This is a genomic window from Stutzerimonas xanthomarina DSM 18231 (genome assembly GCF_900129835.1).
GTDB classification, from domain to species: domain Bacteria; phylum Pseudomonadota; class Gammaproteobacteria; order Pseudomonadales; family Pseudomonadaceae; genus Stutzerimonas; species Stutzerimonas xanthomarina.
In genome coordinates this window covers 19059-30833 of sequence record NZ_FQXA01000003.1, presented here as the reverse complement: position 1 = coordinate 30833, position 11775 = coordinate 19059, and the positions used below count along the sequence as shown (strand labels likewise).

Genomic DNA, 11775 nt, shown 5'->3' with positions numbered 1-11775 from the left:
AAGGAAAACCCGGTACGCTCCAGGCCAGGGGCGTGCCGGGCGGGTTTGCTGGGTGTGTGGATCAGTTGTTCTGATCGCGTTCGGCTTTCCACTGCTGGAACTCAGCGCGGTCGGCACGCTTGGCTGCCATCTTCTTGTGTAGCTCGTCGAACTTCTTCTGCTGTTCAGGCTTGAGTAGATCACGTATCTGCTTTTGAGTTTTTTCCTGGCTGGCTTTCAGCTCTTCCTGCATGGCTTTGCGTTCGGCTTCGGGCAGCTTGCCCAGGTACTGCTGAGTGATCTCGCGATGACTTTTCATCTGCTCACCCATCAGTTGGCGCATCTCGTTCCGTTGCTCCTTGGTCAGGTCGAGCTGCTCGAAGGGCGAGTGCTTACCACCATGATGGCGCTGGCCATCGTCTGGCATGGCCATGGCAATGGTGGGCAGGGTGGCGGCGAACAGTACTGTGATTAGCGTTTTGCGCATCATGAGTTTCTCCTTGAGATCGAAACCGGTCACCGGTCGGGCGCCTGTCGAGGGCGCCTCAGTTGGCTTCTGACCGGATGAGCTCAGTCTAGGGCGCGCAAGGTCAAGGGCGGTCAGGGCTGGGTAAAGGCTGGGTAAAGGCCGGTCAGGATGCGTAAAGGTAGCCACGGCTGCGCAAGGCGACGATGCGCTGGCGGCCGTCTGGATGGGGGCCGAGCTTGCGGCGCAGGTTGCTGACGTGCATGTCCAGGCTGCGGTCGTAGAGAGTGAGCTTGCGGCCCAGGGCCAGTTGCGCCAATGCCTGTTTTTCCAGCGGTTCGCCTGGCTGGCTGAGGAGTGCTTCGAGGATGCGTCCTTCGGAAAGGGTAAGCGTGACCTCATGATTGCCAACGCTGGCCACGCCACGCGCGGGGCTGTACCAGAGATCGCCTAACTCCAACTGTGTCGGTGCGCTGGCCGGCTGGCTGCGGCGCAGAACGGCCTTCAGGCGAGCGGTCAGTTCGCGTGGATCACAGGGTTTGGCAAGATAATCGTCCGCACCCAGCTCCAGCCCGAGAATACGGTCGAGTGGCTCGCCGCGGCCAGAAAGCATCAATACCGGCAGGTCGGGATGCTCGCTGCGCAGTTGCTTCAACAGGTCCAATCCACTGCCGTCAGGCAGCATTACGTCGAGCACGACTGCTGCGGGTTGGTGTTCGGCCAACGCAGCGCGGGCGCTCTGACCGTCATGGCAGGCACGGGCGACAAAGCCTTCCTGGGCCAGCCAGCTGACCAGTAGCTCGCAGAGCTCCTGGTCGTCGTCTATCAGTAGCAGTTCGCTCATGGTTCGCTCGTGTCGATTCAGTTCAGCCATTGCCGACGACGGCGGCCGCGGGTAGTCAGGACGCCAAGCAGAAAGCCCAGCACGCCAACTCCACCGCCGACCGCGAACCATTGTTGCTGGTCGTTGAGCAGTGGTAGCTGCACCTGCGTTTGCGCTTGCTCTTGCTCTTGTTCAAGCTGTAGGCGCAGTCGTTGGTTTTCCTGGCGCAGTCTTAACAGCTGGGCCTGGCCTGCTGCACTGGCCGCGGCGTCGAGGTTTTCCCTGATCGCCTCGCGTTGCTGTTGATTTTCACTGAGGCGGTGCTCCAGTTCGACCTGCCGCTCAGCGGGCGGCTCAATGGGAGCTTCTTCAGCCTGCAGCGAGGGGGTGGCGAGACCTAGAACAAGCAGCAGGGACAGCGAACTTTGGCGCATCGGAACTCCTTTTTCCTCAACGTTTTTAACTTTGTGCTTGGCCGTGGCAGAGCGACGGCCCAGCACCAGCAGCTGTATGGCGAATTTCAGCCGATCAAATCAGGGGTAGACCTGTTTGAACGGTTTGACGATGACATCGCCATAGACGCCCGCGGCTTTGTATGGATCGGCCGCAGCCCACTGTTCTGCAGTCTGCAGCGAGTCGAATTCGGCGACAACCAGGCTGCCGGTAAAGCCGGCCGCGCCCGGGTCGTTGCTGTCCACTGCCGGATGTGGGCCAGCCAGAACGAGTCGGCCTTCGCTTTTGAGCTGGTCGAGACGTGCCAGGTGCGCAGGGCGCGAGGCCAAACGGTCTCGCAGCGAGTTGGGTACATCAGTAGCGATAATGGCGTAGAGCATGATGATCTCCTAGGATTCTTCAGGTTCGGGTTGCATGTGGCGCACCAGATAAAGCGCCTGGCCAGCCATGAACAGTAGCGTCAGAGCGAGACTGCCGAAGACCTTGAAGTCTACCCAGATCGAGGGATAGACGAAGGCAACGAAGAGATTCGCAAAGCCGCAGACGAGAAAGAACAGGATCCAGGCGACATTGAGCTGCGACCACTGCGCTGCCGGCAAGCGGACGGCATGGCCCATCATCCGCTGGATCAGTGGCTTGTCGCCGATGAAGTGGCTAGCGGTAAATGCCAGGGCGAACAGCCAATTGAGTACGGGTGCTTTCCACTTGAGAATCGCTTCGCTGTGCAACGCCAAGGTCAACCCGCCGAACAACAGGCAAGCTGCCAATGTCAGCGACTGGTTCTTTTCGAGCCGGCGCTGATGGACGAACAAAACGCCGTAGATAATGACAGAGCTGATAATTAGCACTGCTGTTGCGCTGAATATGCCCCCAACGCCTAGGCTGAAGCCTCCGAATTCTACCGTGGCAGGCTCGACTTTGTAGGCGATGAAGAACAGCAGCAGAGGAACGAAGTCGATGATTTGTTTCACGAGGCGCGCCAGAGGGCAGATGTGCCCGGCATAATAACAAACCGCGCTTTTGGCGGAACGTTGTCCGCCTGCCGTTTCCAGGACATTGCGCAAGCTTGGCAAACTCAACGACGGCACGAGCGCTGGCGCTGACGGTCACACGCTGTACTCCCCTTTGGAGAATTTGTCCCGAATGATTGTTGATCTGCATTGCCATAGCACCGCCTCAGACGGAGTGCTCGCGCCTGGCGTGCTGGTGCAGCGAGCCCATGCGCGCGGGATCGAGCTGCTTGCCCTGACCGATCACGACACCCTCGAAGGGCTCGATGAGGCGCGCGCCGCTGCTGATTCCCTCGGTGTCCGGCTAGTCAATGGCATCGAGCTGTCCTGTGTCTGGAACGGCGCCACCATCCATGTGCTTGGTTATGCGTTTCGCCGCGATGCGGTTGCGCTGCAGCAGGCCATCGCCGATTTGCACGCGGGCCGGTGGCAGCGCGCCGAGACGATTGCTCAGCGCCTGGAGGCGAAAGGGATGCCGGGTGCGCTGGCGGGCGCACGGGCGGTTCAGCAAGAGTTGGGTGACAGTGGCAACGCGCCCGCGCGCCCGCATTTTGCTGATTACCTTGTGCGTGCCGGCCACGTACGCGACCGCGCCGAAGCGTTTCGCAAGTGGCTTGGTTCGGGGAAGCTGGGCGACGTCAAGCAGCATTGGCCGACGCTTGAGCAGACCGTGAGTACCTTGCGTGATGCCGGCGCCTGGATCAGTCTTGCGCACCCATGGCAGTACGATTTCACCCGTAGCAAACGACGTCGGCTGGTGAGCGAATTCGCCCAGGCGGGCGGCCATGCGCTGGAAGTGGTTAACGGCATGCAGCCGTTGGAGCAGGTCGGCGGCTTATCGATTCTGGCGCGGGAGTTTGGTCTGATGGCCAGCATCGGCAGTGATTTCCATGCGCCGGGCGACTGGTCGGAGTTGGGGATGTATCGAACTCTGCCTGACGACTTGCGACCACTGTGGAGGTCTTTCGATCATGAACCCGGCGAGTCTGTGGCCCGCTGAACAGGGAGTTCCCATGAGCCAGTTTTTTCAGATACACCCGGACAACCCACAGGCCAGGCTGATCAAGCAGGCCGTAGAGATCATTCGCAGCGGCGGAGTGGTGGTTTACCCCACGGACTCTTCTTATGCTGTGGGTTGCTCGATGGGAAACAAAACCGGCATTGAGCGGATTCGGCGGCTGCGTCAGTTGGACGATAAGCATAACTTCACCCTGGTCTGCCGCGACCTATCCCAACTGGGACTGTTCGCCAAGGTGGATACCGCCGCTTTCCGCTTGCTCAAGACACATCTTCCGGGGCCATACACCATCATTCTCAGTGCCACGCGGGAGGTGCCGCGAATGCTGCTGCATCCAAAGCGCCGTACCATTGGCCTGCGCGTACCTGCACAGCCGATCGCCCAGGCGTTGCTCGCCGAACTGGGGGAGCCATTGATGAGCGTCAGCCTGATCCTGCCCGGTCAAACCGAGCCGATGAGCGACCCTTACGAAATGCGCGATGCACTGGAGCATCAGGTAGACCTGATCATCGACGGCGGTTACGGTGGCGTCGAAGCGTCAACCGTCATCAGCCTGGTGGATGGCGACCCGGAAGTGGTGCGGGTTGGCTGCGGCGATCCTGCACCGTTCGCCGGCTGAACCGTTCACCTTTTTCAAACCCACGAAGGAAACCCTTTTGAGCGCCATGGATTCGCAGCGACGCGTAGTCTCCGGAATGCGGCCTAGCGGCCGCCTCCACCTTGGTCACTATCACGGCGTGTTGAAGAGCTGGGTCAGGATGCAGCATGAATACCAGTGTTTTTTCAGCATCGTTGACTGGCATGCATTGACCACTGACTACGCTGCAGGCGCCGGTATCGCGCGCAACGTCCAGGAAATGGCAATCGATTGGCTGGCAGCCGGCGTAAGCCCGAGCTCTGCCACCTTGTTCGTCCAGTCCCAGGTACCCGAACACGCCGAGCTGCACCTTCTGCTTTCGATGATCTGTCCCTTGGCGTGGCTGGAGCGCGTACCGTCCTACAAGGAGCTGCAGCTCGATTCGCAGCACAAGGATCTCGGCACTTACGGCTTTCTCGGTTATCCGTTGTTGCAGGCCGCGGACATCCTCGCCTATCGCGCCGGTGTCGTGCCCGTTGGCGCCGATCAGTTGCCGCATATCGAGTTCGCCCGCGATGTCGCCAGGCGTTTCAACCACCTGTATGGCAGCGAAGGGGATTTCGAGGTCAAGGCCGAAGCGGCGATACGCAAGCTTGGCAAGAAAAGCTCCAAGCTCTACGCCAGTCTGCGCAAGAGCTACCAGGAACAAGGTGATCTCGAAGCGCTGAACACCGCCCGCGCGCTGCTCAAGGATCAGCAGACCATTACCATTGGCGACCAGGAGCGCCTGTTTGGTTATCTGGAGGGGAGTGGCAGGTTGTTGCTGCCAGAGCCGCAGGCACTGCTCAGCGATTCACCCAGGGTGTCGGGTCTGGATGGCGGCAAAATGGCCAAGTCGTCTAGTAACTCCATCTTTCTGCGCGACACGCCGGACGAGGTTGATGAAAAAATCAAGCGCATGCCAACCGATCCGGCACGCGTTCATCGCCACGATCCGGGTGAGCCGACGCGCTGCCCGGTATGGCAAATGCACCAGGCGCATTCGGCAGAAGACATCTGTCAGTGGGCTGAACAGGGCTGCCGCACCGCCGGTATTGGCTGCCTGGAGTGCAAAGCACCCCTCATCGATGCAATCAAGCTTGAGCTGACCCCGCTGCAGGAGCGGGCCCAAGACTACGAGTCGAACCCGGATCTGGTGCGCAGCATATTGGCCGAGGGCGCTGAACAGGCCCGCGACGAAGCACGCGAAACGCTGGTCGTCGTGCGGCAGGCCATGGGTCTGAATTACCGCTAGAGCCATCGTGCGTACAGCCTGTTGAGGCAGTCGCCGCTTCCACTATTTGTTCGTTTCGGAGAGAGCATGCAGGACACCCAGGCCGAGGCGATCATCAAGGCGCCCGGCGAGCAGCTGCGGCTGGCGCTGGTCTACGGCGAGGCTTTCAATAACCTGCCGCAGGATCTCTATATTCCCCCGGATGCGCTGGAGGTGTTCCTCGAGGCATTCGAGGGGCCGCTGGATTTGCTGCTCTACCTGATCCGCAAGCAGAACATCGATATTCTCGATATCCCCGTCGCGGAAATCACTCGTCAGTACATGGGCTATGTCGAGTTGATGAAGGCCGTGCGCCTGGAGCTGGCGGCCGAATATCTGGTGATGGCGGCCATGCTGGCTGAGATCAAGTCGCGCATGCTGCTACCTCGCTCGGCCGAGGTGGAGGAGGACGAACTCGATCCGCGTGCCGAGTTGATCCGTAGGCTTCAGGAGTACGAGCGGTTCAAGGCGGCGTCGGAAGATATCGACCAGCTGCCGCGGGTGGGTCGTGATCTTCACGTGCCGAAACTCGACGCACCTGAAGCTCGCGCGCGCAAGCTGCTGCCTCAGGTCAGCCTGGAGGAATTGTTGATTTCCATGGCGGAGGTGTTGCGTCGTGCCGACATGTTCGAAAGCCATCAGGTCACGCGTGAGACGCTGTCGACCCGCGAGCGCATGAGCGATGTGCTCGAGCGGCTCAAGGGCGGAGGCTTTGTACCGTTTGTTGCGCTGTTTACCGCCGAGGAGGGACGACTCGGTGTGGTGGTGACCTTCATGGCGGTGCTTGAGCTGATCAAGGAATCGCTGGTCGAGCTGGTGCAGAACGAGCCGTTCGCACCGATTCATGTCAGGGCCCGCAGCGATGAGTCCGCGTTGCAGCTGGAAGAGCTACGGGAGCCGAGCCTGTGAATCTGTCCGATCCCAAGGATCTTGCCTCGCTGCTTGAAGCCTTCTTGTTGGCCTCCGGCAAGCCGATGTCGATTGAGCGAATGGCCGAGCTGTTCGATGAACTTGAGCGGCCGTCCCCCAGCTTGCTGCGCAAGGCACTCGAGGTGCTGGACAAGTCATGCAAGGGGCGAGCGTTCGAACTGAAAGAAGTCGCCAGTGGTTATCGCCTGCAGGTGCGCGAGCGTTTTTCGCCCTGGGTGGGCCGGCTGTGGGAAGAGCGACCGCAGCGTTATTCCCGAGCATTTCTGGAGACGCTGGTATTGATCGCCTACCGCCAGCCAATCACCCGGGGCGAGATCGAGGATATTCGCGGGGTGGCGGTCAACAGTCAGATCGTGAAGACGCTCCTGGAGCGGGAGTGGGTGCGGGTGGTCGGTCATCGCGATGTGCCAGGGCGACCGGCCATGTTCGCCACTACCAAGCAATTCCTCGATCATTTCAATCTGAAGAACCTCGACGAGCTGCCCCCTCTGGCAGTCTTGCGTGAAATGGAGCCCGAACCCCAGCAGGTCGATGTCGAAGAGGCTCCGGTGCCAGCGGCGCTGCAGGCGCGCGCCGATCTCGAAGGGGAGCCGGAGACGCCGCGTGAACAAACCAGTTTCCGCAGCCTGCTGGCCGAGCTGGATAGCATGGAAACCGGATTGAAGACCGATTTTGACGACCTGCGTGACGAAACTGAGCGTGAGGAAGATCAACCCGTTTCGGACGAAGACCGCCGCTACTAGTGATCCGCTGTTTGACGGTCTGCCAGGTAACTGGCGTAGTTCGGAATGCTCAGCGTATGCGCCTGGTCCAGCAGAGGACTGGATAGCAGGTAGTCAGCGCTGCTTTCGTTGGCTGCCAGTGGAATGTTCCACACTGCTGCGACCCGTAGAAGGGCCTTCACATCCGGGTCATGCGGTTGTGGCTCGAAGGGGTCCCAGAAGAACACCAGCATGTCGATCCGGCGCTCGGCAATACGTGCGCCAATCTGCTGGTCACCGCCCAGCGGGCCGCTGATCATGCACTCGACCGGCAACTTCAAGCGCCGTTCGAGTAGCAATCCCGTGGTCCCGGTGGCCAGCAACTCATGTGGCTCCAGTTTTGATTTCTGCCGCTCAGCCCAGGCCAGCAGACGCTCCTTGCAGTGATCGTGCGCGACCAGTGCGATACGTTTGCGGGCCGGGAGTGTCGCGCTCACAAAATCGATGCGGTTCATGCTCTTCCTTGAAAACAGGGGGTGGGCTGCAAATCTTACGACGCTTCGTGCAGCGCGCGGCATGTGTCGAGCATCCGGTTGGAAAAACCCCACTCGTTGTCATACCAGGCCATCACTTTCAACAGGCGTCCGCTAACCTTGGTGTGGTTGGTGTCGAGGATCGAGGACATCGGGTTGTGGTTGAAGTCGCAGGAAACCAGCGGCAAAGAGTTGCACGCCAGGATCGGCGAACGCTGACTGGCGTCGAGCATCAGTGCGTTGACTTCCTCAGCGGTGGTCTCGCGGCCCAGCTCAAGCGTCAGGTCGACCAGCGAGACGTTGATCACCGGAACGCGCACGGCCATGCCGGTCAGCTTGCCAGCTAGCTCTGGCAGAACCAGACCCACCGCTTCCGCGGCGCCAGTCTTGGTCGGGATCATCGACTGGGTTGCTGAGCGCGCTCGGAACGGGTCGCTGTGATAGACGTCCGACAGGTTTTGGTCATTGGTATAGGCATGGATGGTGGTCATCAGGCCGTGTTCGATGCCGTATTCGCGCGACAGCGCCTGGGCAACCGGCGCCAGGCAGTTGGTAGTACAGGAGGCGTTGGAGATGATCTGGTGCGACTGACGCAATGTGTCATGGTTAACGCCGTAAACGATGGTGGCGTCAACGTTGGATGCCGGGGCAGAAATGATCACTTTGCCGGCACCGGCCTGTAGATGCGCGCTGGCTTTTTCGCGGGAGGTGAACAGCCCGGTACACTCAAACACCACATCGACGTTGTGCTGGCGCCACGGCAGCTCGGCAGGATTGCGGATCGCCGTCACGGCAATCGGGTCACCGTTGACCCGCAGCTGGTTGTCCGCTACTTCAACCTTTGCGTCGAAATGGCCATGGACGCTGTCGTACTGCAACAGGTGGGCGTTCATCGCCGGGCTGCCGAGGTCGTTGATCGCCACGACCTGCAAGTGCTCGCGATAGCTCTGGCTGTACAGGGCACGAAGGACGTTGCGTCCGATACGGCCGAAGCCGTTGATGGCGATGCGAATAGTCATAACGAGGTTCCTGGGCAGAATTTGTTGTAGGAATTACAAGATTATTCCTGTCAAAATAGAAATCAAGCCCAAATCCATGTTGTTTTGTTGGTAAAACCTACAGATTTTCGAGCAGGAGTGATGGCATGCACCCGCGAATTCAAGAAGTTACCGAGCGATTGATCGAACGCAGCCGGCCGACACGCCAGCGTTATCTTGCGCAGATGGCCGGGGCGGCGAGCGACGGCCCGCAACGTGGCAAGCTGCAGTGCGCAAACTTCGCCCATGGCGTTGCGGGTTGCAATTCGCCGGACGACAAGCAGCGCTTGCGATTGATGAACGAGGCCAACGTGGCAATCGTCTCGGCGTACAACGACATGCTTTCGGCACACCAGCCGTACCATTACTTTCCAGACGTGATCAAGGAAGCGCTGCGCGAAGTAGGCTCGATCGGCCAGTTTGCCGGTGGCGTGCCGGCAATGTGTGACGGTGTCACCCAAGGCGAAGCCGGGATGGAGCTCAGCCTGGCCAGCCGCGAAGTAATCGCGATGGCGACGGCGGTCGCGCTGTCGCACAACATGTTTGATGGGGCGCTTTATCTCGGTATTTGCGACAAGATCATCCCGGGCCTGATGATTGGCGCGCTGCGCTTCGGTCACCTGCCGTCGGTGTTCGTGCCCGGCGGCCCGATGACCTCGGGCATCCCCAACAAGCAGAAAGCGGAGGTGCGCCAACGCTACGCAGAGGGCAAGGCCAGCCGCGAGGAGCTGCTGGAATCGGAAATGCTGTCCTACCACAGTCCTGGCACCTGTACCTTTTACGGCACCGCCAATACCAATCAGGTGGTGATGGAGATCATGGGCCTTCATTTGCCGGGATCGTCGTTCGTCAATCCCTATACTCCACTGCGCGACGAACTCACCCGTGAAGCAGCGCGGCAGGTGACCCGCTTGACGCCGCAGTCGGGCAATTACCTGCCGCTGTGCAAGATCGTCGACGAAAAGTCGATCATCAATTCGGTCGTAGCCCTCAATGCGACTGGCGGCTCGACCAACCATACCCTGCATATCCCGGCGTTCGCCCAGGCCGCAGGCATTCAGCTCACCTGGCAGGATATGGCCGATATATCGGCAGTGACGCCAACGCTCGCCAAGGTCTACCCGAACGGTCAGGCGGACGTTAACCATTTCCACGCGTGCGGCGGCGTTCCGTTCATGGTGCGTACGCTGCTTGAGGCAGGCTTGCTGCATGAAGACGTTCATACAGTCATCGGCAAGGGCCTGCGCCAATACACCAAAGAACCCTTCCTTGAAGAGGGCAAGCTCGTCTGGCGCGAAGGACCGGAAAACAGTCTGGACGAGGCGATCCTATGCCCGGTCGAGCGCGCGTTTTCGCCTGAAGGCGGGCTGCGCGTCCTGGAAGGGAACCTCGGACGCGGTGTTACGAAGATCTCCGCCGTCGCGCCGGAACACCGCGTGGTTGAAGCGCCTGCGCGAGTCTTCAGTGACCAGAGTGAGCTCGCTCAAGCGTTCAAAAATGGCGAATTGGAAAAAGACTTTGTCGCGGTGGTGCGTTTTCAGGGGCCGAAAGCAAACGGCATGCCTGAACTGCACAAGCTGACCCCATTCCTCGGCGTCCTGCAGGATCGCGGCTACAAGGTTGCATTGGTAACCGACGGACGCATGTCCGGTGCGTCAGGAAAAGTCCCTGCCGCGATTCATGTGAGCCCGGAAGCGCTCGACGGCGGTCCTCTGTGTCGGGTGCGCGATGGTGATGTCATTCGCGTCGATGGTGAAGTGGGCACACTGCGTGTATTGGTCGATCAGGCCGAGTTCGACAGCCGCGAGGCCATATCAGCCCCGAGCGATTTGGGGATTGGCTGTGGACGCGAGCTGTTCGGTTTCCTGCGAGCGGCCTTCAGTCCGGCAGAGAAGGGCGCAAGTGTATTCACCGAGGAGTTGGAGGCACTCAAGTGACAGCACTGGTCGGTGATATCGGCGGCACCAATGCGCGCTTTGCATTGTGGCGCAACCAGCAGATCGAGTCGGTACGGGTGTTGCCGACCGTTGATTATCCGCGCCCGGAAGATGCCATTCGTGCATACCTGCAAGGTGTTGGGCAAAGCGTCGAAGCTCTGCAGGCGGTGTGTCTCGCCTGTGCTGGCCCCGTTTCGGGCGATGAGTTCGCGTTTACCAACAACCATTGGCGTTTGAGCCGCAAGGCCTTCTGTGAAGAACTGGGGCTGAGCGATCTGCTGCTGGTCAATGATTTCACCGCGATGGCGCTGGGCATGACCCGGTTACGCGAAGGCGAGCTGATCGAAGTCTGTCCGGGTCGGTCCGAGCCGGGGGCGGCGCGTCTGGTTATCGGCCCGGGTACTGGCCTTGGCGTTGCTACGCTTCTTCCCGTGCCAGGCGGCTGGAAGGCGCTACCGGGGGAGGGTGGTCATGTTTGCTTGCCGATCGGCACCGCGCGCGAGGCTGCGCTCTGGGCGCGGTTGCACGACAAGTTCGGCCATGTAAATGCCGAGGCGATCCTCAGTGGCGGTGGACTGCTCGAACTCTATCGAACCAGCTGCGCGCTTGATGGCGAGCAGCCAAAGCTGACCACGCCAGCAGAAGTCACCGCAGCGGCATTGAGTGGCGATGCGTATGCGGCATCGGTACTGGAACAATTCTGCGTCTGGTTGGGTCGGATCGCCGGCGACAATGTGCTGACTACGGGTTCGCGTGGCGGCGTATACATCGCCGGCGGAATCGTGCCGCGCTTCGTCGAGTTTTTCATGCGCAGCGGGTTCAGCCAGAGTTTGCGCGACAAGGGCTGCATGAGCCGGTATTTTGACGAGATTCCGGTCTGGGTGGTGACGGCTGAGTACCCTGGGCTGGAAGGCGCGGGCGTAGCGTTGCAGCACTTGCTGGAGGGCCCACCCAGCGGGGGCTGACCCGCTTCGATACACCTACCTAACAAGAGAATGG

The 11775-nt window shown here is 60.4% G+C and carries 14 protein-coding genes; 7 read left to right on the top strand and 7 right to left on the bottom strand.

All coding sequences use genetic code 11. The features are described from left to right. Nucleotides 1-61: 61 nt before the first annotated feature. The 5 genes from BUE09_RS08085 to ispZ all read right to left on the bottom strand — a co-directional run bounded on the left by BUE09_RS08085 (nucleotide 62) and on the right by ispZ (nucleotide 2692). A complete protein-coding gene (locus BUE09_RS08085; protein ID WP_073301008.1) occupies nucleotides 62-466 on the bottom strand; it encodes a Spy/CpxP family protein refolding chaperone in 405 nt (134 codons plus the stop codon). A 145-nt stretch (nucleotides 467-611) separates the two neighbouring features. Continuing rightward, a complete protein-coding gene (locus tag BUE09_RS08080; RefSeq protein WP_073300418.1) occupies nucleotides 612-1289 on the bottom strand; it encodes a response regulator transcription factor in 678 nt (225 codons plus the stop codon). A 17-nt stretch (nucleotides 1290-1306) separates the two neighbouring features. Beyond that, nucleotides 1307-1702, bottom strand: a complete 396-nt coding sequence (locus BUE09_RS08075) for a hypothetical protein (protein ID WP_073300416.1) — start codon at nucleotides 1700-1702, stop codon at nucleotides 1307-1309. A gap of 99 nt (nucleotides 1703-1801) precedes the next feature. Further along, nucleotides 1802-2101 carry a YciI family protein gene (locus BUE09_RS08070; RefSeq protein WP_073300414.1) on the bottom strand — a complete coding sequence of 100 codons (300 nt, stop codon included), beginning with the start codon at nucleotides 2099-2101 and terminating at the stop codon, nucleotides 1802-1804. A gap of 9 nt (nucleotides 2102-2110) precedes the next feature. After that, on the bottom strand, nucleotides 2111-2692 hold the full coding sequence (ispZ, locus tag BUE09_RS08065) for a septation protein IspZ (RefSeq protein ID WP_073301007.1): 582 nt from the start codon (nucleotides 2690-2692) through the stop codon (nucleotides 2111-2113). Between the two features lie 172 nt (nucleotides 2693-2864). Between ispZ and BUE09_RS08060 the strand changes: the two genes are divergently transcribed. From BUE09_RS08060 to scpB, 5 genes are all read left to right on the top strand, one after another. Further along, nucleotides 2865-3731, top strand: a complete 867-nt coding sequence (locus BUE09_RS08060; RefSeq protein WP_073300412.1) for a PHP domain-containing protein — start codon at nucleotides 2865-2867, stop codon at nucleotides 3729-3731. 13 nt (nucleotides 3732-3744) lie between these two features. After that, the gene (locus BUE09_RS08055) at nucleotides 3745-4368 is read left to right on the top strand and encodes an L-threonylcarbamoyladenylate synthase (RefSeq protein WP_019341671.1); all 624 of its coding nucleotides are present in this window, start codon (nucleotides 3745-3747) and stop codon (nucleotides 4366-4368) included. A gap of 46 nt (nucleotides 4369-4414) precedes the next feature. Continuing rightward, nucleotides 4415-5620, top strand: coding sequence for a tryptophan--tRNA ligase (locus BUE09_RS08050; RefSeq protein ID WP_172830743.1), 1206 nt, complete (start codon nucleotides 4415-4417; stop codon nucleotides 5618-5620). Nucleotides 5621-5686: 66 nt separating this feature from the next. Continuing rightward, nucleotides 5687-6547 carry a segregation and condensation protein A gene (locus tag BUE09_RS08045; protein ID WP_073300410.1) on the top strand — a complete coding sequence of 287 codons (861 nt, stop codon included), beginning with the start codon at nucleotides 5687-5689 and terminating at the stop codon, nucleotides 6545-6547. Continuing rightward, nucleotides 6544-7311, top strand: a complete 768-nt coding sequence (scpB, locus tag BUE09_RS08040) for an SMC-Scp complex subunit ScpB (protein WP_073300407.1) — start codon at nucleotides 6544-6546, stop codon at nucleotides 7309-7311. Before BUE09_RS08045 ends, scpB begins: the two co-directional genes overlap by 4 nt. Here the strand turns inward: scpB and BUE09_RS08035 are convergent. Beyond that, nucleotides 7308-7784, bottom strand: coding sequence for a methylglyoxal synthase (locus tag BUE09_RS08035; protein WP_073300406.1), 477 nt, complete (start codon nucleotides 7782-7784; stop codon nucleotides 7308-7310). The two genes, scpB and BUE09_RS08035, sit on opposite strands and share 4 nt — an antisense overlap. Before the next feature lie 35 nt (nucleotides 7785-7819). After that, nucleotides 7820-8821, bottom strand: coding sequence for a type I glyceraldehyde-3-phosphate dehydrogenase (gene gap / locus BUE09_RS08030; RefSeq protein WP_073300405.1), 1002 nt, complete (start codon nucleotides 8819-8821; stop codon nucleotides 7820-7822). A gap of 125 nt (nucleotides 8822-8946) precedes the next feature. On the opposite strand from gap, the gene edd reads away from it, so the two are divergent. Then, entirely contained in the window at nucleotides 8947-10776 is a 1830-nt protein-coding gene (gene edd, locus BUE09_RS08025; protein ID WP_073300403.1) for a phosphogluconate dehydratase, read from the top strand. Continuing rightward, entirely contained in the window at nucleotides 10773-11741 is a 969-nt protein-coding gene (locus tag BUE09_RS08020; protein WP_073300400.1) for a glucokinase, read from the top strand. Before edd ends, BUE09_RS08020 begins: the two co-directional genes overlap by 4 nt. Nucleotides 11742-11775 lie beyond the last annotated feature (34 nt).

Coding starts and splice junctions, on each gene's coding strand:
- BUE09_RS08035 (WP_073300406.1), bottom strand. CDS start 7,784: ATGAACCGCATCGATTTTGTGAGCGCGACACTCCCGGCCCGCAAACGT.
- BUE09_RS08085 (WP_073301008.1), bottom strand. CDS start 466: ATGCGCAAAACGCTAATCACAGTACTGTTCGCCGCCACCCTGCCCACC.
- BUE09_RS08055 (WP_019341671.1), top strand. CDS start 3,745: ATGAGCCAGTTTTTTCAGATACACCCGGACAACCCACAGGCCAGGCTG.
- BUE09_RS08060 (WP_073300412.1), top strand. CDS start 2,865: ATGATTGTTGATCTGCATTGCCATAGCACCGCCTCAGACGGAGTGCTC.
- BUE09_RS08070 (WP_073300414.1), bottom strand. CDS start 2,101: ATGCTCTACGCCATTATCGCTACTGATGTACCCAACTCGCTGCGAGAC.
- BUE09_RS08075 (WP_073300416.1), bottom strand. CDS start 1,702: ATGCGCCAAAGTTCGCTGTCCCTGCTGCTTGTTCTAGGTCTCGCCACC.
- edd (WP_073300403.1), top strand. CDS start 8,947: ATGCACCCGCGAATTCAAGAAGTTACCGAGCGATTGATCGAACGCAGC.
- BUE09_RS08045 (WP_073300410.1), top strand. CDS start 5,687: ATGCAGGACACCCAGGCCGAGGCGATCATCAAGGCGCCCGGCGAGCAG.
- gap (WP_073300405.1), bottom strand. CDS start 8,821: ATGACTATTCGCATCGCCATCAACGGCTTCGGCCGTATCGGACGCAAC.
- BUE09_RS08050 (WP_172830743.1), top strand. CDS start 4,415: ATGGATTCGCAGCGACGCGTAGTCTCCGGAATGCGGCCTAGCGGCCGC.
- BUE09_RS08080 (WP_073300418.1), bottom strand. CDS start 1,289: ATGAGCGAACTGCTACTGATAGACGACGACCAGGAGCTCTGCGAGCTA.